This is a genomic window from Ruegeria sp. H9 (assembly GCF_056532915.1).
The window spans coordinates 45,201-61,841 of record NZ_JBQFNX010000006.1; the positions used below are offsets into that span (position 1 = coordinate 45,201).

A 16,641-nucleotide genomic window follows, 5' to 3' on the forward strand; every position below is an offset into this window, starting at 1 on the left:
GTTGAGGCGCGGCCCCGCCTGCGTTATGAGGCAAAAGCCCCAAAGTCATGGAAACGACCTGTAAGATGCCCAAAGCGAAGATCACCAAAGAAGAGGCGCTGGCCTTTCACCTAGACCCGACCCCCGGCAAGTGGGAGGTGCAGGCCACCGTACCCATGACCACGCAGCGCGATCTGTCGCTGGCCTACAGCCCCGGTGTTGCGGTTCCCTGTGAAGCCATCGCTGAAGCACCAGAGACGGCGTATGACTATACAAACAAAGGCAATCTGGTTGCCGTGATCTCGAACGGTACCGCCGTTCTGGGCCTTGGAAATCTGGGTGCACTGGGCTCAAAACCGGTGATGGAAGGCAAATCGGTCCTGTTCAAGCGGTTCGCTGATGTGAACTCGATCGATATCGAGCTGGATACCGAAGACCCGGACGAGTTCTGTCGCGCTGTGCGCCTGATGGGTCCGACCTTTGGCGGTATCAATCTGGAAGATATCAAAGCACCCGAATGTTTCATCATCGAACAACGCTTGAAGGAAGAGATGGATATCCCGGTCTTCCACGATGATCAGCATGGAACAGCAGTGATCTGCGCGGCGGGTCTGCTAAACGCATTGCACATCTCGGGCAAGAAGATCGAAGACGTAAAAATCGTCCTGAACGGGGCAGGCGCTGCAGGAATTGCCTGTATCGAACTGCTCAAGGCCATGGGTGCACGGCATGAGAATTGCATCGTCTGCGACACCAAGGGCGTGATTTATCAGGGCCGGACCGAGGGCATGAACCAGTGGAAGTCGGCCCATGCCATCACGACTGATCTTCGCACTTTGGAAGAGGCCATGAAGGATGCGGATGTATTTCTGGGCGTATCGGTCAAAGGGGCGGTGACACAAGACATGGTCGCTAGCATGGCTGACAATCCGGTGATTTTCGCCATGGCGAACCCTGACCCGGAAATCACCCCGGAAGAGGCGCACGAGGTGCGCGTTGATGCGATCGTCGCGACGGGCCGTAGCGATTATCCGAATCAGGTGAATAACGTTCTGGGTTTTCCTTACCTGTTCCGCGGTGCGCTGGATATTCATGCCCGTGCGATCAATGACGAGATGAAAATAGCCTGCGCTCATGCTCTGGCGCGATTGGCACGTGAAGATGTTCCGGATGAGGTTGCCATGGCCTATGGCAAGTCGCTGACTTTTGGGCGCGACTACATCATTCCAACGCCTTTTGATCCGCGCCTGATCCACCGTATCCCGCCTGCGGTTGCCAAGGCTGGTATGGATACCGGCGCGGCGCGACGTCCGATCATCGATATGGACGCTTATGAGCTGAGCCTGAAATCCCGCATGGACCCGACGGCCAGTATCCTGCGCGGCTTGAACGCGCGGGCGCGTCAGGCGCAAAGCCGGATGATCTTTGCCGAGGGTGACGATCCGCGCGTATTGCGCGCGGCCGTTATGTACCAACGCTCGGGCTTTGGTAAGGCTTTGGTTGTGGGCCGGCCAGACGACGTAAAGGAAAAGCTCGAATCCGCTGGTCTTGGGGACGCGGTGCGTGAAATTGATGTGGTGAACGCCGCCAACACCGCGCATCTCGAGGCCTATAAGGATTTTCTGTATCAGCGCCTGCAGCGTAAGGGCTTTGATCACAAAGATATTCACCGACTCGCTGCACGGGATCGACATGTGTTTTCGTCTCTGATGCTGGCGCATGGTCATGCGGATGGTCTGGTGACCGGGGCCACACGCAAGTCGGCGCACGTGCTGGACCGTATCAACCATGTGTTTGACGCCGATGCCGCCCATGGCGCGGCTGGGGTTACCGCGTTGCTGCACAAGGGACGGATTGTTCTGATTGGCGACACTTTGGTGCATGAATGGCCGGATGAGAACGATTTGGCCAATATCGCTGAGCGCGCCGCAGCCGTGGCGCGCCACATGGGGCTAGAGCCCCGGGCGGCCTTTGTCAGTTTCTCGACCTTCGGTTACCCGGTGTCTGAACGTGCTGAGAAGATGCACCGTGCCCCGGCAGTGCTGGACGAGCGCGGCGTCGATTTCGAGTACGAGGGCGAGATGACGGTTGATGTCGCCCTGAATGTTGATCAGCAGGAAGCCTATCCGTTCCAACGACTGACCGGACCAGCCAATATCCTGATTGTTCCTGCACGACACTCGGCCTCGATTTCGACCAAACTGATGCAGGAAATGGGCGGCGCCACCGTGATCGGCCCGATCCTGTCCGGCGTCGACAAGCCGATCCAGATCTGTTCGACGGTCTCGACCGCAAATGACATTCTGAACATGGCCATCCTGGCCTCCTGCGATATCGGGTAAATCATGACAATCTGGAACCTTGGCTCAATCAACGCGGATATGGTCTATGCCCTGCCGCATTTGCCCGAAGCGGGTGAGACACTGGCGGCCAGCAGGCTACAGAGGTTTCTGGGTGGCAAGGGCGCCAACATGTCTGTGGCGTCTGCACGAGCCGGATCGCGGGTATCCCATATCGGCGCGGTGGGCGCGGATGGCCTTTGGGCACGGGACCGGCTGACCGAATATGGCGTGGACACGCGGCATATTGCCGAGGTGGATGTGCCGACCGGTCACGCCATCATCGCAGTAGATGCGCAGGGTGAAAACCTGATCGTTCTGTATCAAGGCGCCAACCATGCCATCTCGAACGACCAACTTGGGCAGGCGTTGTCCTCGGCGGTTTCAGGTGATCTTCTGGTGATGCAGAACGAAACCAATGCGCAGATTGAGGCCGCTAAACTAGGTTGCGAAATGGGGCTGACTGTCTGCTACGCCGCCGCCCCATTTCAGGCAGACGCAGTGCAAGCGGTTTTACCGTATCTGGATTTTCTGATCCTCAACGAAGTCGAGGCCGAGCAATTGCAGGATGCAACGGGTCTCGCCCCTTCAGACCTGCCGGTCGAACATGTGATCGTCACCTTTGGCTCAAAAGGTGCGCGCTATTATCAGCAAGATCATCAACCCCAAGCGTTTCAGGCCCATAAGGTCAACGCTGTGGATACCACCGGGGCAGGTGACACATTCACCGGCTATGTGTTGGCTGGAATGGACCGGGGTATGCCGATGGCGCAGGCGATTGCCCAAGCAAACCGCGCCGCGGCCCTGATGGTCACGCGGCACGGCACTGCAGATGTCATTCCTGATCTGAAAGAGGTGCGCGAAGCGCAGTTTGACTAGGACCCTGCAAAGGGCGCTTCGTTGCCCCACAATTGTTTGACCCGCGCATCGCGACCGCAGGCTTCGCGGTAGGCCTTATAGGCGTTCTTTTGGCGCTTGGGGCCAAAGCGGGTCAGTACCAGCTTGCTACCCTTGTAATAATCCTGGTGATACGCCTCGGCTGGATAAAACGTTCCGGCTTGCAGGATCGGCGTGACCACAGTCTGCCCCAGCGCGTTTTGTGCGCTGGTCTTGGCTTGCTGTGCCTGCGCCTTTTCCCCTTTGTTAGAGACGAAAATTGCTGTGCGATAGCTGTCGCCGCGATCGCAGAACTGGCCACCCGCATCCGTGGGATCGACTGAGCGGAAGAACATGTTCAGCAAGGTTGCACGGGAAACGCGGGCGGGATCGAAGGTGATCTGGACCGCCTCGTAATGCCCTGTTCCGCCTTTCGAGACCTGATCATAGGTGGGACTATCCGTCTTGCCACCGGTATAGCCCGAGACCGCGCCGATCACGCCGGGCACGGACTCGAAATCGGATTCCACGCACCAGAAACAGCCACCGGCGACTGTTAGCGTTTCAGTGCCAGCGGCCGGAGCAGGTAAGGCGCGCAGCATTGCTGCCAACAAGATCAGCACGAACAGAAGTGAAGGTTTCAGGCAATCAAGGTAAGTGATCCGGGTCATGGCAGGTCTCCTTCCGAAACCAAGCTGCCCGCAGATTTTTGTGCTTGCAATGCGCTGACATGATTTGTCACGCGCTGGTGAGACGAGTTTATCAGCCCAGCAGTTGCCCCAGCTTCATCGCAACACCCATGTTGCCCGAGATTTTCAGCTTGCCCAGCGCAACCCCGGTCATTGGGTTCAGCTTACCGTTCAGCAACTTAGAGAGGTTCTCGCGCGAGATGCGGATGGTGCAGTCTGTGTCCCGATCCTGGGTTGAGGCAGTATTCTCCGCCAGAACGATCACGCCCTCGTCGCCACAATCGAACTTAAGCGATCCGTCAAAGTTTTTGCCGTTCAAACCCTTTTGAATTCCGTCGGCGATGTCTTGCAGCATTATTCGTCCTTCCCTGATTGACGTATGCGTAAAGACAATCGCCTGATCCGGGCAAGCCCGACCCGACGGAAACCCGGCAAAGAAAAACCCCGGTGCCTGATCAGACACCGGGGCCAGATCTAAAATTCTAAACGCTTACTTGCTCAGCCGTTTGTCACGCGCGGCCAGAAGCTTCAGGCGCAGTGCGTTCAACTGGATGAAGCCTGCCGCATCTTTCTGGTCATATGCACCGGCGTCTTCCTCAAAGGTAACGTGCGCCTCGGAGTACAGCGAATGATCCGACCAGCGGCCCACAGTTGAGGCAAGACCTTTGTACAGTTTCACGCGAACGGTGCCGGTGACATGCTCTTGCGACTTGTCGATGGCTGCCTGCAGCATCTCACGCTCGGGCGAGTACCAGAAGCCGTTATAGATCAGCTCGGCATATTGCGGCATCAGCTGGTCCTTCAGATGCATCGCGCCGCGGTCCATGGTGATGGACTCGATCCCACGATGCGCTTCCAACAGGATGGTGCCGCCGGGGGTTTCGTAAATACCGCGCGATTTCATGCCCACGAACCGGCCTTCGACCAGATCGAGACGGCCAATGCCGTGCTTGCCGCCATATTCGTTCAGCTTGGTTAGGATGGTCGCGGGGCTCATCGCCTCGCCATTGATGCTGACCGCATCGCCTTTTTCAAAACCGATCTCGATAAAATCCGGCTCGTTCGGCGCATCCTCGGGGTGGACGGTGCGCTGATAGACATAGTCGGGTGCCATATCGGCGGGGTCTTCCAGAACTTTGCCCTCGGACGAGGTGTGCAGCAGGTTGGCATCGACCGAGAACGGGGCCTCACCACGCTTGTCCTTGGCGATCGGGATCTGGTTCGCCTCGGCAAATTCCAACAGCTTGGTACGGCTGGTCAGGTCCCACTCACGCCACGGCGCGATCACCTTGATTTCGGGATTCAGTGCGTAAGCAGCCAGTTCAAAACGAACCTGATCGTTGCCCTTGCCAGTCGCGCCGTGGGCCACAGCGTCAGCACCGGTCGCTTCGGCGATCTCGACCAGACGTTTCGAGATCAGAGGGCGCGCAATCGACGTACCCAGCAAATACAGGCCTTCATACTGCGCATTGGCGCGGAACATCGGGAAGACGAAGTCGCGGACGAATTCTTCTCGGATGTCTTCGATATAGATGTTCTCGGGCTTGATCCCCAGCAGCTCGGCTTTCTTGCGGGCGGGTTCCAGCTCCTCGCCCTGACCCAGATCGGCGGTGAAGGTCACGACCTCACAGCCATACTCGGTCTGCAGCCATTTCAGAATGATCGAGGTATCAAGGCCACCGGAATAGGCCAGAACAACTTTCTTGGGCGCGGACATCTGATTTCCCTTTGTACGTAGAACGACTGGCCCCTAGCGGGTTTTGGACGTGGGGGCAAGCGGCGTGCATTGACGCAGGGCGGGAATTGCGGTGAAACGGGCGGATAGAGAACAAGGATTGGTTGAAAGGGCGGTTTCATGCTGGGGCTGGAGATTTTCGTACATTCGGTGAAGATGGTTTTGAGGAACCTGACGCAGGCGCTACAGATTTCAGTCGTACCGGCGCTCATTGGCGGCTTTTTAGCCATCGGCCTGTTCTTCCTGTTTGGCATCCCTTTCGAAGAATTCAACAGTGAAACCAATGGCTTCCCTGAAGGCGTAACGGCCGCGTCCTTCACCGGATTTCTGCTCTGCCTTATGGCCGTTGTCTTTGGGGTCATGCTGTGGATTGTCGTGTCGTGGCACCGTTTCGTTCTACTTGAGGAATATCCAAGCGGTTTGGTTCCGCCTTTCAGGTTCGACCGTGTGCTCGCCTATTTCGGACGCCTTCTGATGCTCGGCCTAATCGCTCTTATCATCATGATGCCGGGAGCGCTGATCATGGGCATGATGGCGCAATCCTCTGTGGCGCTGGGAGTTCTGGTTTGGCTGGGTTTGATCATCTTTCTCACGATCGGATTCTATCGGGCCTCCCCGATTTTACCCGGCGCAGCGATCGGAAAACCAATAAAGCTGTCTGAAGCGTGGCAAGCAACCTCGGGCGCAAGCGGAGCCATCGCACTTCTGGTTGTCTTGTCCATCCTCTTCCAAATATTGCTTCAGCTACTGGCGTCTTTGCTGCTTTTCGTCCCGATCATCGGTGTCTTGATTGTCTTGTTTGCGAGCATGCTGATCGTCCCATTGATCAATGTCAGTATCTTGACGACGATCTATGGTGTGTTCATTGAAAAGCGTGAGCTGGCCTAAGCCCGTACACATATGTATTCCTTGCCCTTTCGACGATGATGGGGCAGGGAATCCAGCATGACTGATTTCACGACCCGCGCCCGCGCTGCCGAAAAGGCAATGCGCTCAGTGTTTCCGGCAACTCCGTTGCAGCGGAACGCCCATCTGTCCGACCGTTACGGCGCGGATATCTGGCTCAAGCGCGAAGACCTCAGCCCGGTGCGGTCGTATAAAATCCGTGGTGCGTTCAATGCGATGCGCAAGCAGCAAGGGCAGGACCTTTTCGTTTGCGCCAGCGCTGGCAACCATGCGCAGGGCGTGGCCTATATGTGTAAGCATCTGGGTGTGCGGGGTGTGATCTTCATGCCGGTGACCACGCCGCAGCAGAAGATCCAGAAGACGCGCATTTTCGGCGGCGACAATATCGAGGTTCACTTGATCGGTGACTATTTCGATGACACGCTGGCTGCGGCGCAAAGCTGGTGCGCAGAACAGGGCGGATATTTCCTGTCTCCGTTCGATGATGCGGATGTGATCGAGGGGCAGGCCTCATTGGCGGTTGAGATCGAAGAGCAATTGGGCCGAGTGCCTGATCATGTAATTCTGCCGGTTGGCGGCGGCGGTATGTCTTCGGGGGTGGCGACCTGGTTCGGGGACCGGGCGCATTGCCTGTTCGTGGAACCGGCCGGCGGGGCGTGTTTGCGCGCGGCGCTTGCAGCGGGGCACCCGGTGGCTCTGGATCATGTGGATACCTTTGTCGATGGCGCAGCAGTAGGCCGGATTGGTGAGAAACCGTTTGAATTGCTGAAATCGCGGCATCTGTCGGACGTGCTGACTTTGTCCGAAGACCGCATCTGCACCACCATGATCGAAATGCTGAATGTCGAGGGCATCGTTCTGGAACCTGCCGGTGCATTGGCGGTTGAGGCCGTGGGTGACGTACAAAGCTTTGTGCGTGGCAAGACGGTGGTCTGTGTGACATCGGGTGGCAACTTCGATTTCGAACGATTGCCTGAGGTCAAAGAGCGCGCGCAGCGTTATTCCGGGGTCAAGAAATACTTCATCTTACGCCTGCCGCAGCGTCCTGGCGCTTTGAAAGAATTTCTGGGTATTCTGGGGCCCGAAGACGATATCGCACGGTTCGAATACATGAAGAAATCGGCGCGCAATTTTGGTTCGGTGCTAATCGGGATCGAAACCCGCAAGCCCGAGAATTTCATGCGCCTGTTTGCGCATCTGGATGAAGCCGGGTTTACTTATACGGATATCACCGAAGACGAGACGCTGGCACAGTTTGTGATCTAGCGCAGGTTTTCGGCCAGACCGGCCTGAAACAGTATTTTCGACTCGTCGTAGGCCGCGATAATCGCCAGCAAATCAACGGCGGCGCTTTCACCTGCGGCTGCGCGTCGCTCACCGTCCTGGCACAGTTTCGAGAAACTATCAAAGCCAAGACTCAGCGCGCTGCCCTTCAGGAAATGTAGGTTCTGTTCGATCTCGGAGCGGGTAGTGTCATCGCGTAGCTTAGTGATAACTTCCTGAACCTCGTCCAAAAAGATTTCGACAACCTCGGTGAACTCGTCTGCGCCGACTTCATCACGTAACTGTCTGACTCTGGACCACTGAATCATGCCACCCTCTTGCGTTTGCATATTGTTAGACCGTCGCGGGTAAAGATGGGGTTAAATCGCGGCCATTTGGTTTTTCATAGGATGTTAAGCTGAGAGGCATAGCGTTGCGACAACTGGAGAGTTGAGCAAGTACAGGGACTTCATGGTGCCGGATGCCAGTCAAGTAGAGGCCCGGGTCGAGCTGGATTTTGGCGCGATCCGCAAGGTTCTTGTTGTGGACGACAGCCGTCTGCAGCGGCGCATTCTGGTGGCCTCGCTAAAAAAGTGGGGATTCGAGGTTCTTGAAGCCGACAGTGGTGAAGCCGCGATAGAGCTTTGCACCTCGGACCCACCTGATCTTGTTCTAAGCGACTGGGTCATGCCAGGTATGGGCGGGCTTGAGTTCTGTCGCGCCTTCCGAGAGCTGGACAGTGAGCAATATAGCTATTTCATTCTTCTGACCTCAAAAAGCGAAAAGCAGGAGGTCGCGCGCGGTCTGGATGCTGGGGCAGACGATTTTCTGATCAAGCCGCTTGAGGCTGATGAGCTGCGTGCTCGCATATCGGCCGGGGCGCGTATTCTTGACATGCAACGCGAATTGTCCCGAAAAAACCAATTGATCGAAACAGCGCTGAACGAACTGAAGCTTGCCCATGATGCGATCGATAAAGACCTGATGCAGGCGCGCAAAATTCAGGATTCGCTGGTGCCTGAATTGAAGGGGACCTTTGGCAACTCACAGGTCAGCCTGCTTCTGAAACCCTGTGGTCATATCGGCGGTGATCTGGTGGGGATGTTCTCGCCCGGTGTCAATCGGCTCGGGTTTTACAGCATCGATGTCTCCGGCCACGGGATCACCTCTGCGATGATGACGGCACGGCTAGGCGGGTATCTGTCCAGTACGCATTTCGATCAGAACATCGCGATGGAGCGGCGTTTTAATAAATTCTACGCCCTTCTGCCACCCGAAGAGGTCGCGTCGTTGCTCAACTCGCGTCTGATCGCCGATGCCGGGATCGAAGAATATTTCACCATGGTCTATGCCATCATCGATCTGCGCAACGGACATCTGAAAATGGTGCAGGCCGGACACCCGCATCCGCTGTTGCTGCGCCGTGATGGTAAAACCGAGTTTCTGGGCGAAGGCGGGTTGCCCATTGGTCTGCTGCCTGAGGCGCAGTTTCAGCAGACGGAAACCTATATGCAACCGGGCGACAAGCTGCTCTTGCATTCGGACGGGTTCACCGAATGCCAGCTCGCCGACGGCAGTCTGCTGGATGATGACGGGTTGAAGGCGATGGCTGTTGAATGCGCCGCCGATCACGGTGGACCGGAATTTCTGGATGACATGTTCTGGCGTCTTACACAGGTGATGTCACCGGACAGCGGAATTGCGGATGATGTCTCTGCAGTGTTTTTTGAATATAACGGACCTTAAAGCCCATGCAGGTGGCGCTGGGCGAAATGGGCGTCGCCCTCGTTGCCCAACAGATGAACGGCATCTGCGGTCTCCATCCAAATGGCCTCGTGAAGGTCTTCGGTCGGAGGGCCTAGGCGTCTGACCGGGTGGGCGCGGTAAATCAGGCAGACCTTCTCGGCCCACAGATCGTATTCCGGCATATAGGTATATCGACGAAACGCACCCACTCTCCGGGGCGCGGCGATCAGCCAGCCGGTTTCTTCGTAAACCTCACGGTGAAGCGCTGTAATGGGTGATTCCCCCGGATCGATGCCGCCGCCCGGCAGCTGCAGATCGGGTCCGGGTTCCAGCTGACAGGTCAGCAGCAATCGGTTGCCTTGTGGCAATAGGGCATAAACGCCGACCCGCCGGGTGTATTTTCGCTCTGCCTCGGGGCTTTCACCGAACCGTCTGATCATGTAAGGCCCCTTTCAACCCAAACTGTTCAACCTATATGGTGGCGGTATGCCAACCTGTGGCGCTTAAGGAAACCCCATGTCTATTGGAACCAAAATCGCGTGGGACGATACCGTCCTGCCCTTTCAACTCGATATACCCGACATGCGAGGCCGCGTGGCCCGGCTGGACGGCGTGTTGGGCGGCATCTTGAAACAGCACGACTACCCCGAGGTGGTCGAGGCGCTGGTGGCCGAGATGGCCCTGCTGACTGCATTGATAGGGCAAACGGTATCGCTGCGCTGGAAGCTGTCTCTGCAGGTGCAATCCAAGGGCGCGGTGCGGATGATCGCAACCGATTATTATGCGCCACAGGTCGAGGGCGAACCCGCGCAGATCCGCGCCTATGCGAGCTTTGACCGCGACCGGCTGACCGATGCAGCCCCTTTCGATCAGGTGGGTGACGGGTACTTCGCCATCATGATTGACCAAGGTGAAGGTACACAGCCTTATCAGGGCATCACCCCACTGGCCGGGGGATCACTGAGCGCGTGTGCGGAAGCCTATTTCGCGCAGTCCGAACAGCTGCCGACCCGGTTTTCGCTGAGCTTCGGCAAATCGACCGAACCCGGCGTCGGTGAACACTGGCGCGCTGGCGGGATCATGCTGCAGCACATGCCCAAAGCCTCGCCCTTTGCCGCTTCCGGGGAGGGCAGCGGAGAGATCCTGTCTGCCTCGGATTTGGTGGATGGTGAAGAGGGCGAGAACTGGGATCGCGTCAACATCCTGCTCGACACCGTGGATGATCTGGAGATGATCGGGCCATCCGTTGCGCCAACCGACCTTCTGGTGCGTCTGTTTCACGAGGAACAGCCTCGCGTCTATGATGCACAGCAGGTAAAATTCGGTTGCACTTGTTCCGAAGATCGCGTGCGCCAAAGCCTGTCGATCTATTCGGCGCAGGATATTGCGACAATGACCACGGACGAAGGCACCGTCACAGCAGACTGCCAATTCTGCGGTGCGCACTATGTGCTGGACCCTGCGACCGTCGGGTTCGAGGCCGAAGGCCCGGATGGCGCGTGATCTGATCACAGACCTGACCGAGGCGCTGAGCCGTGATGGGTCCGGGTCCAGTGACTTTGATTTGAACCCGGAAACGGTGCTGCCGGCGGGACGCAAACTGCGCCCTGCAGGCGTGTTAGTGCCTGTTTCCGTGACCGGAGACGCACCCAGATTGATCCTGACCAAACGCTCTTCGGCGTTGAAACACCATCCGGGCCAGATCGCCTTTCCGGGTGGAAAACAGGATGAGGGCGACATCGACGTTACTGCGACAGCTTTGCGCGAAGCACAGGAAGAAATTGGTCTTCCGCCAGAACTACCCAGTATTCTGGGTCATCTGCCGACTCATGAAACCGTGACGTCCTTTTCGGTCACGCCGGTTGTTGCGATCCTTGAAGCCAGTTTTGAACCAGTCGCCGAACCGGGCGAGGTGGATGAGATCTTCTTCGTTCCGCTTGCGCATGTCCTGAACCCAGAGAATTATGTCGTCGAGTCGCGCCGTTGGCGTGGCCAAAGACGGTATTACTATGCTGTGCCCTATGGCCCCTATTATATCTGGGGTGCGACGGCACGGATGCTGCGGGGATTGGCAGCGCGGATGAGTGAATGAAGCGGATCACAGAAGATTGGTTAACCGACCAAGCCACGCAGGATGTATGCACCGCCCTGACCAACGGCGGGGCGCAGGCGCTATTCGTTGGTGGCTGTGTGCGCAATGCTCTGCTGCAGGCGCCGGTTTCTGACATTGATATCGCCACAGACGCCGAGCCGGAACACGTCGTGGAACTGGCGCAGAAAGCTGGGCTGAAGCCGATACCAACAGGGATAGACCATGGCACCGTGACGATTGTCAGCAAAGGTATCCCGCACGAGGTCACGACGTTTCGCCGTGACGTCGAAACGGATGGTCGGCGTGCTGTCGTCGCCTTTTCCGACAAGGTCGAAGAAGACGCCGCGCGTCGTGATTTCACCATGAACGCGCTTTATGCCAAACCTGACGGCACAATCCTTGACCCGCTGAACGGTCTGCCGGATCTACAGGCGCGTCGCGTGCGGTTCATCGGGGAGGCCTGTGATCGCATCCAAGAAGACTACCTACGATCGCTCAGATATTTCAGGTTTCATGCTTGGTACGGGGATGCGGACAGTGGCTTTGACCCCGCTGCACTGGATGCAATAGCTGCAAATTTGGACGGGTTAGAGACACTTTCGCGCGAACGGGTCGGGGCCGAGATGCTTAAACTGCTCGCAGCGCCTGACCCCGCGCCGTCGGTTGCCGCCATGCGCGTCACTGGCGTTTTGGCGCAGCTTTTGCCCGGGGCTGATGACCGGGCGCTGGCGATCCTGGTTCAGCTGGAACAAGACGCCCATGCAGCGCCCGAAGCGATTCGTCGTTTGGCCGCGATTGCATCGCCCGAAGTGGCCAAAACCCTGCGTCTTAGCCGCGCGCAACTGCAGCGTCTGGCTCGGATGCGCGACGAAGCGATGGCGACGACCAGTGTCGCAGAATTGGGTTATCGCTATGGGTCGGAAGGCGGATTGCACGAGACACTTTTGCGTCATGCATTTCTTGAACAGCCTTGGTCCGAAGACCTGAACCGAGCTTTGCAAAAAGGGTCCGCGGCCAGTTTCCCGATCAAGGCGGCGGATTTGATCCCCGCCTTCTCGGGCCCCGCGCTGGGCGCAAAACTGGCCGAGCTTGAGGCGCGTTGGATCGCGTCGGATTTCGCGCTTAGCCGCGAAGAATTGCTGGCCGACTGATTTGAAGTCTCAAAAAGGGATGACAAACCCGATTTGATTTGGCAGGGTGCGCCTGACTCACATGGAGGGAGGAATGCGAATGTATTACGGGATCTGGTTCGGCTAAAGCCCGGAACACTTTGACCCGTAGGGGTGGTGTTCTGGCGCCATCTTTCTTCGCATGACCTATTTTCTGCTCAATCGGAGCACTCTCCATGTTTCGCTACTTCGAAAATCTCATTGACCCTTTTGTTGCCTATGAACAGGTGGACAAGCCACCGACGCGGCTATGGCCTTTCATGCTGGGCTACTCGCAGCCTTTCAAACGCGTTTTCGTATTGGCCGCGCTGATGTCCGTGGTCGTTGCTGCTGTCGAGGTCGGGCTGATCTTTTATATGGGTCGCGTTGTGGACCTGTTGGGCAGTTCTCCTGCTGAATTCTGGCAGGCGCACGGGACTGAATTGATCGTGGTTGCCGCCTTGATCCTGTTTATTCGTCCCATCCTTCAGCTTGTTGACGTCTTGCTGCTCAACAACACAATCCTGCCGAACTTTGGCACTCTGATCCGTTGGCGGGCGCATAAACATGTTCTGCGTCAATCGGTTGGCTGGTTCGAGAATGACTTTGCCGGGCGCATCGCAAACCGGGTCGTGCAGACCCCACCCGCCGCGGGCGAGGTGGTGTTTCAGGTCTTTGACGCGATTTCATTCTCGATCGCCTACATGATCGGCGCGGCCATTTTGCTGATGGCAGCTGATCCGCGCCTGTTGCTGCCGTTGCTGATTTGGCTGGTGTTCTATGGGGCCTTGGTGCGGTGGACCGTCAAGCGGGTCGGCCCCGCGTCGCAGGCGGCGTCGGATGCAAGATCTACCGTGACGGGCCGGGTGGTGGACAGCTATACCAACATCCACTCCATCAAGATGTTTGCCCATGACACTCAGGAACAGGACTATGCGCGCGAGGCGATTGCGGAAACCCGCCGCACTTTCCAGATCGAGATGCGGATTTTCACCATTATGGATGCCGCGCTTGTTGCGTTGAACGGTGTGCTGATCGTGGGTGTCGTTGGTTGGGCAATCCTGCTTTGGGCGCAAGGAAGCGCAACGGTCGGTGTGGTGGCCGCCGCCACAGCCTTGACGCTGCGGCTGAATGCCATGACCGGTTGGATCATGTGGGCGCTGACCAGCTTCTTTCGCGAATTGGGTATCGTTGCCGAGGGTATGCAGACCATCGCGCAGCCCATCGATCTGTTGGATGAACCTGATGCGAAACCTTTGCGGCTGGGTAATGGCCAGATCGAAATACGCGATCTGTCTCATCACTATGGACGGGAAACCGGTGGTTTGGATCACGTCAACTTGACCATCCGGCCAGGCGAAAAGATCGGCCTGATCGGTCGCTCAGGAGCCGGAAAATCGACCCTAGTAAAGCTGCTTTTGCGGTTTTACGACGTCGAGAAGGGCGCGATCCTGATCGATGGCCAGGATATCTCGAAGGTCACGCAGGACAGTTTGCGCAGCCATATCGGGATGGTCCAACAAGACAGCGCTCTTCTGCATCGATCGGTGCGGGCTAACATCCTCTATGGTCGTTCTGATGCGACCGAGGAACAGATGGTCGCCGCTGCGAAACAGGCCGAGGCGCATGATTTCATCCTTGACCTGCAGGACCCGGAGGGCCGCACCGGCTACGATGCGCATGTGGGCGAGCGGGGCGTGAAACTCTCGGGTGGTCAGCGACAGCGGGTGACGCTTGCGCGGGTGATCCTCAAAGATGCTCCGATTTTGCTGTTGGATGAGGCCACATCCGCCCTAGATTCCGAAGTCGAAGCGTCGATTCAGGAAACACTCTACGGCATGATGCAAGGCAAGACCGTGATCGCCATCGCGCACCGGCTCAGCACGATTGCACAGATGGATCGCATCCTGGTGATGGATGGCGGCCGGATCGTTGAACAAGGCGGCCATTCCGATCTATTGGCGCAAGGAGGGCTTTACGCCCAGTTCTGGGCGCGGCAATCTGGAGGCTTCCTGAACCCGGAGGCTGCTGAATGAGGATTGCCGACCTCATCCAACCGTTCAAAGACACAGAAACGCCCCCGCCGCAAACGCTGGGGGCGTTCATCCGTTGGAGCTTGTCCGGCGCCTGGCCGATGCTGTTCGTCGCAGCCGCCTTCTCGGCGATCGCGGGTGCGATGGAGGCTGGCACCGCCTGGGTCTTGGGCCGCGTGATTGATCTGACCACCAACAGCAGCCCCGAGGCGTTTCTGACCGGCGGCAATCTCGCGATCATTTTGGGTGCTGTCGCATTCTTCATGCTTCTACGCCCCGCACTGTTCGGACTGTCATCGGTGGCAAACAACTACATCGTCATGCCCAACATCACGCCGTTGGTTTTGGCAAAACTGAACCGCTGGACGCTGGGCCAGTCTGTGACCTATTTCGATGACGATTTCGCCGGACGTATCGCCCAAAAACAGATGCAGACATCGAACGCCATGACGCAAGTGGTGTCCGAAACAATCAGCGCTATTGTCTTCGCTATTGCCTCACTTGCAGGCTCATTGCTTTTATTAGGGTCTATTCACCCGCTTGTGATGCTGCCATTTGTTGCCTGGCTTGTAGTCTATTTCCTGCTGGTGCGCTGGTATCTTCCACGCATCCGCGTACGCTCTGCCGCGCGGGCGGGGGCGCGGGCGATGGTGTCGGGGCAGGTGGTCGATACGATCACCAACATCAAGACCGTCAAGCTGTTTGCCCATTCCGAGTTCGAAGATCATACCGCCCGAAATTCCATGGTCGACCTGCGTGAACGGTCGCTGGAATTCGGCAAACTATCGGCCAGTTTCCGGTTCATCCTGATGACTCTGGCGGGGGTTCTGCCGGTCCTGTTGATCGGCGCAACGCTATGGCTGTGGCGGGCGGGTGGCGCGACCGCCGGGGATATCGTAGCGGCGGGGGCCGTGGCGATCCGTATCTCACAAATGACAGGCTGGGTCAGTTTCACACTGATGGGTCTTTACGCAAATGTCGGTGAGATTGAAAACGGGATGCATACTCTGACCAAGCGCGACCGGGTCGAGGACGCGATGAACGCCTCTGAACTGATCGTCTCAGAAGGGGAGATTGCGTTTGATCATGTCAGTTTTGCTTATGGCCGCGATATTGGCGGTGTCTCCGATCTGCATTTCACCGCCGCACCGGGCGAAAAGCTGGGCATTGTCGGGGCGTCTGGTGCAGGGAAATCAACGTTGGTTTCACTGCTGCTCAGGCTCTATGACGGCGAAAAAGGCGTCATTCGCATCGACGGGCAGGATGTCAGCCAAGTCACTCAGGACAGCTTGCGCCGCCAGATCGGCATGGTCACGCAGGAAACCGCAATGTTCAATCGTTCGGCGCGCGAGAACATCCTCTATGGTCGTCCTGACGCGACTGAAGATGAGCTGATAGAGGCCGCGACCAAAGCCGAGGCGCATGAATTCATACTCGGTCTCGAGGATGCGCAAGGACGCAAGGGCTATGACGCGCATCTGGGCGAACGCGGCGTGAAGCTGAGCGGCGGGCAAAGACAGCGGATCGCCCTGGCTCGCGCTATCCTGAAAGACGCACCGATATTGGTTCTGGACGAGGCGACGTCGGCATTGGACTCCGAGGTCGAGGCAGCGATTCAGACGGCACTGCACCGGGTGATGCAGGGCAAGACCGTGCTGGCTATTGCCCACCGCCTGTCCACGCTTAGCGAGATGGATCGGATTATTGTTCTGGACCACGGTCACATCGTTGAAAGCGGGACGCACGAGGCTCTGCTGGAGCGTGGCGGGTTGTACGCCCGGTTCTGGCATCGCCAATCGGGCGGCTTCATTCAGGCCGAGGCTGCAGAATAAAGG

General features: G+C 57.6%; 15 protein-coding genes. 10 read left to right on the forward strand and 5 right to left on the reverse strand.

Annotation, left to right across the window (positions count from 1 at the left end; translation table 11 throughout):
- The first annotated feature begins 65 nt into the window (after positions 1 to 65).
- Together ACR0CZ_RS19035 and ACR0CZ_RS19040 are read left to right on the forward strand one after the other, a co-directional pair.
- Positions 66 to 2,321 carry an NADP-dependent malic enzyme gene (locus ACR0CZ_RS19035; RefSeq protein WP_170466734.1) on the forward strand — a complete coding sequence of 752 codons (2,256 nt, stop codon included), beginning with the start codon at positions 66 to 68 and terminating at the stop codon, positions 2,319 to 2,321.
- A gap of 3 nt (positions 2,322 to 2,324) precedes the next feature.
- Positions 2,325 to 3,197 (forward strand): ribokinase, encoded by an 873-nt coding sequence (locus tag ACR0CZ_RS19040; protein WP_170466732.1) that lies wholly within the window; start codon positions 2,325 to 2,327, stop codon positions 3,195 to 3,197.
- Here ACR0CZ_RS19040 and msrA read toward each other — a convergent pair.
- The 3 genes from msrA to ACR0CZ_RS19055 form a co-directional block, all read right to left on the reverse strand.
- The gene (gene msrA / locus ACR0CZ_RS19045) at positions 3,194 to 3,865 is read right to left on the reverse strand and encodes a peptide-methionine (S)-S-oxide reductase MsrA (RefSeq protein WP_170399396.1); all 672 of its coding nucleotides are present in this window, start codon (positions 3,863 to 3,865) and stop codon (positions 3,194 to 3,196) included. The genes ACR0CZ_RS19040 and msrA overlap by 4 nt on opposite strands.
- 91 nt (positions 3,866 to 3,956) lie before the next feature.
- On the reverse strand, positions 3,957 to 4,238 hold the full coding sequence (locus tag ACR0CZ_RS19050; RefSeq protein WP_170399516.1) for an SCP2 sterol-binding domain-containing protein: 282 nt from the start codon (positions 4,236 to 4,238) through the stop codon (positions 3,957 to 3,959).
- Between the two features lie 135 nt (positions 4,239 to 4,373).
- The gene (locus ACR0CZ_RS19055; protein ID WP_170399393.1) at positions 4,374 to 5,600 is read right to left on the reverse strand and encodes an argininosuccinate synthase; all 1,227 of its coding nucleotides are present in this window, start codon (positions 5,598 to 5,600) and stop codon (positions 4,374 to 4,376) included.
- 138 nt (positions 5,601 to 5,738) lie between these two features.
- Between ACR0CZ_RS19055 and ACR0CZ_RS19060 the strand changes: the two genes are divergently transcribed.
- Both ACR0CZ_RS19060 and ilvA read left to right on the forward strand, forming a co-directional pair.
- Positions 5,739 to 6,506 carry a hypothetical protein gene (locus tag ACR0CZ_RS19060; RefSeq protein WP_170399365.1) on the forward strand — a complete coding sequence of 256 codons (768 nt, stop codon included), beginning with the start codon at positions 5,739 to 5,741 and terminating at the stop codon, positions 6,504 to 6,506.
- 57 nt (positions 6,507 to 6,563) lie between these two features.
- Positions 6,564 to 7,790 carry a threonine ammonia-lyase IlvA gene (gene ilvA, locus ACR0CZ_RS19065; RefSeq protein ID WP_170399362.1) on the forward strand — a complete coding sequence of 409 codons (1,227 nt, stop codon included), beginning with the start codon at positions 6,564 to 6,566 and terminating at the stop codon, positions 7,788 to 7,790.
- Here ilvA and ACR0CZ_RS19070 read toward each other — a convergent pair.
- Complete coding sequence (locus tag ACR0CZ_RS19070; RefSeq protein WP_480537234.1) at positions 7,787 to 8,137, reverse strand: Hpt domain-containing protein; 351 nt, start codon at positions 8,135 to 8,137, stop codon at positions 7,787 to 7,789. The two genes, ilvA and ACR0CZ_RS19070, sit on opposite strands and share 4 nt — an antisense overlap.
- Before the next feature lie 121 nt (positions 8,138 to 8,258).
- On the opposite strand from ACR0CZ_RS19070, the gene ACR0CZ_RS19075 reads away from it, so the two are divergent.
- Positions 8,259 to 9,533 (forward strand): SpoIIE family protein phosphatase, encoded by a 1,275-nt coding sequence (locus tag ACR0CZ_RS19075; RefSeq protein WP_170399510.1) that lies wholly within the window; start codon positions 8,259 to 8,261, stop codon positions 9,531 to 9,533.
- On the opposite strand, the gene ACR0CZ_RS19080 is transcribed toward ACR0CZ_RS19075, so the two are convergent.
- On the reverse strand, positions 9,530 to 9,973 hold the full coding sequence (locus ACR0CZ_RS19080) for an NUDIX hydrolase (protein WP_170399359.1): 444 nt from the start codon (positions 9,971 to 9,973) through the stop codon (positions 9,530 to 9,532). The two genes, ACR0CZ_RS19075 and ACR0CZ_RS19080, sit on opposite strands and share 4 nt — an antisense overlap.
- A 76-nt stretch (positions 9,974 to 10,049) precedes the next feature.
- Between ACR0CZ_RS19080 and hslO the strand changes: the two genes are divergently transcribed.
- The 5 genes from hslO to ACR0CZ_RS19105 all read left to right on the forward strand — a co-directional run bounded on the left by hslO (position 10,050) and on the right by ACR0CZ_RS19105 (position 16,638).
- The gene (gene hslO / locus ACR0CZ_RS19085) at positions 10,050 to 11,036 is read left to right on the forward strand and encodes an Hsp33 family molecular chaperone HslO (RefSeq protein WP_170399357.1); all 987 of its coding nucleotides are present in this window, start codon (positions 10,050 to 10,052) and stop codon (positions 11,034 to 11,036) included.
- Complete coding sequence (locus ACR0CZ_RS19090; RefSeq protein ID WP_170399354.1) at positions 11,026 to 11,625, forward strand: CoA pyrophosphatase; 600 nt, start codon at positions 11,026 to 11,028, stop codon at positions 11,623 to 11,625. Before hslO ends, ACR0CZ_RS19090 begins: the two co-directional genes overlap by 11 nt.
- Positions 11,622 to 12,776 (forward strand): CCA tRNA nucleotidyltransferase, encoded by a 1,155-nt coding sequence (locus ACR0CZ_RS19095; protein WP_480537235.1) that lies wholly within the window; start codon positions 11,622 to 11,624, stop codon positions 12,774 to 12,776. Before ACR0CZ_RS19090 ends, ACR0CZ_RS19095 begins: the two co-directional genes overlap by 4 nt.
- 194 nt (positions 12,777 to 12,970) lie before the next feature.
- Positions 12,971 to 14,809 carry an ABC transporter ATP-binding protein gene (locus tag ACR0CZ_RS19100; protein WP_170399348.1) on the forward strand — a complete coding sequence of 613 codons (1,839 nt, stop codon included), beginning with the start codon at positions 12,971 to 12,973 and terminating at the stop codon, positions 14,807 to 14,809.
- Positions 14,806 to 16,638, forward strand: a complete 1,833-nt coding sequence (locus tag ACR0CZ_RS19105) for an ABC transporter ATP-binding protein (RefSeq protein WP_170399345.1) — start codon at positions 14,806 to 14,808, stop codon at positions 16,636 to 16,638. The genes ACR0CZ_RS19100 and ACR0CZ_RS19105 overlap by 4 nt, the downstream gene beginning before the upstream one ends.
- The last annotated feature ends 3 nt before the right edge of the window (positions 16,639 to 16,641 follow it).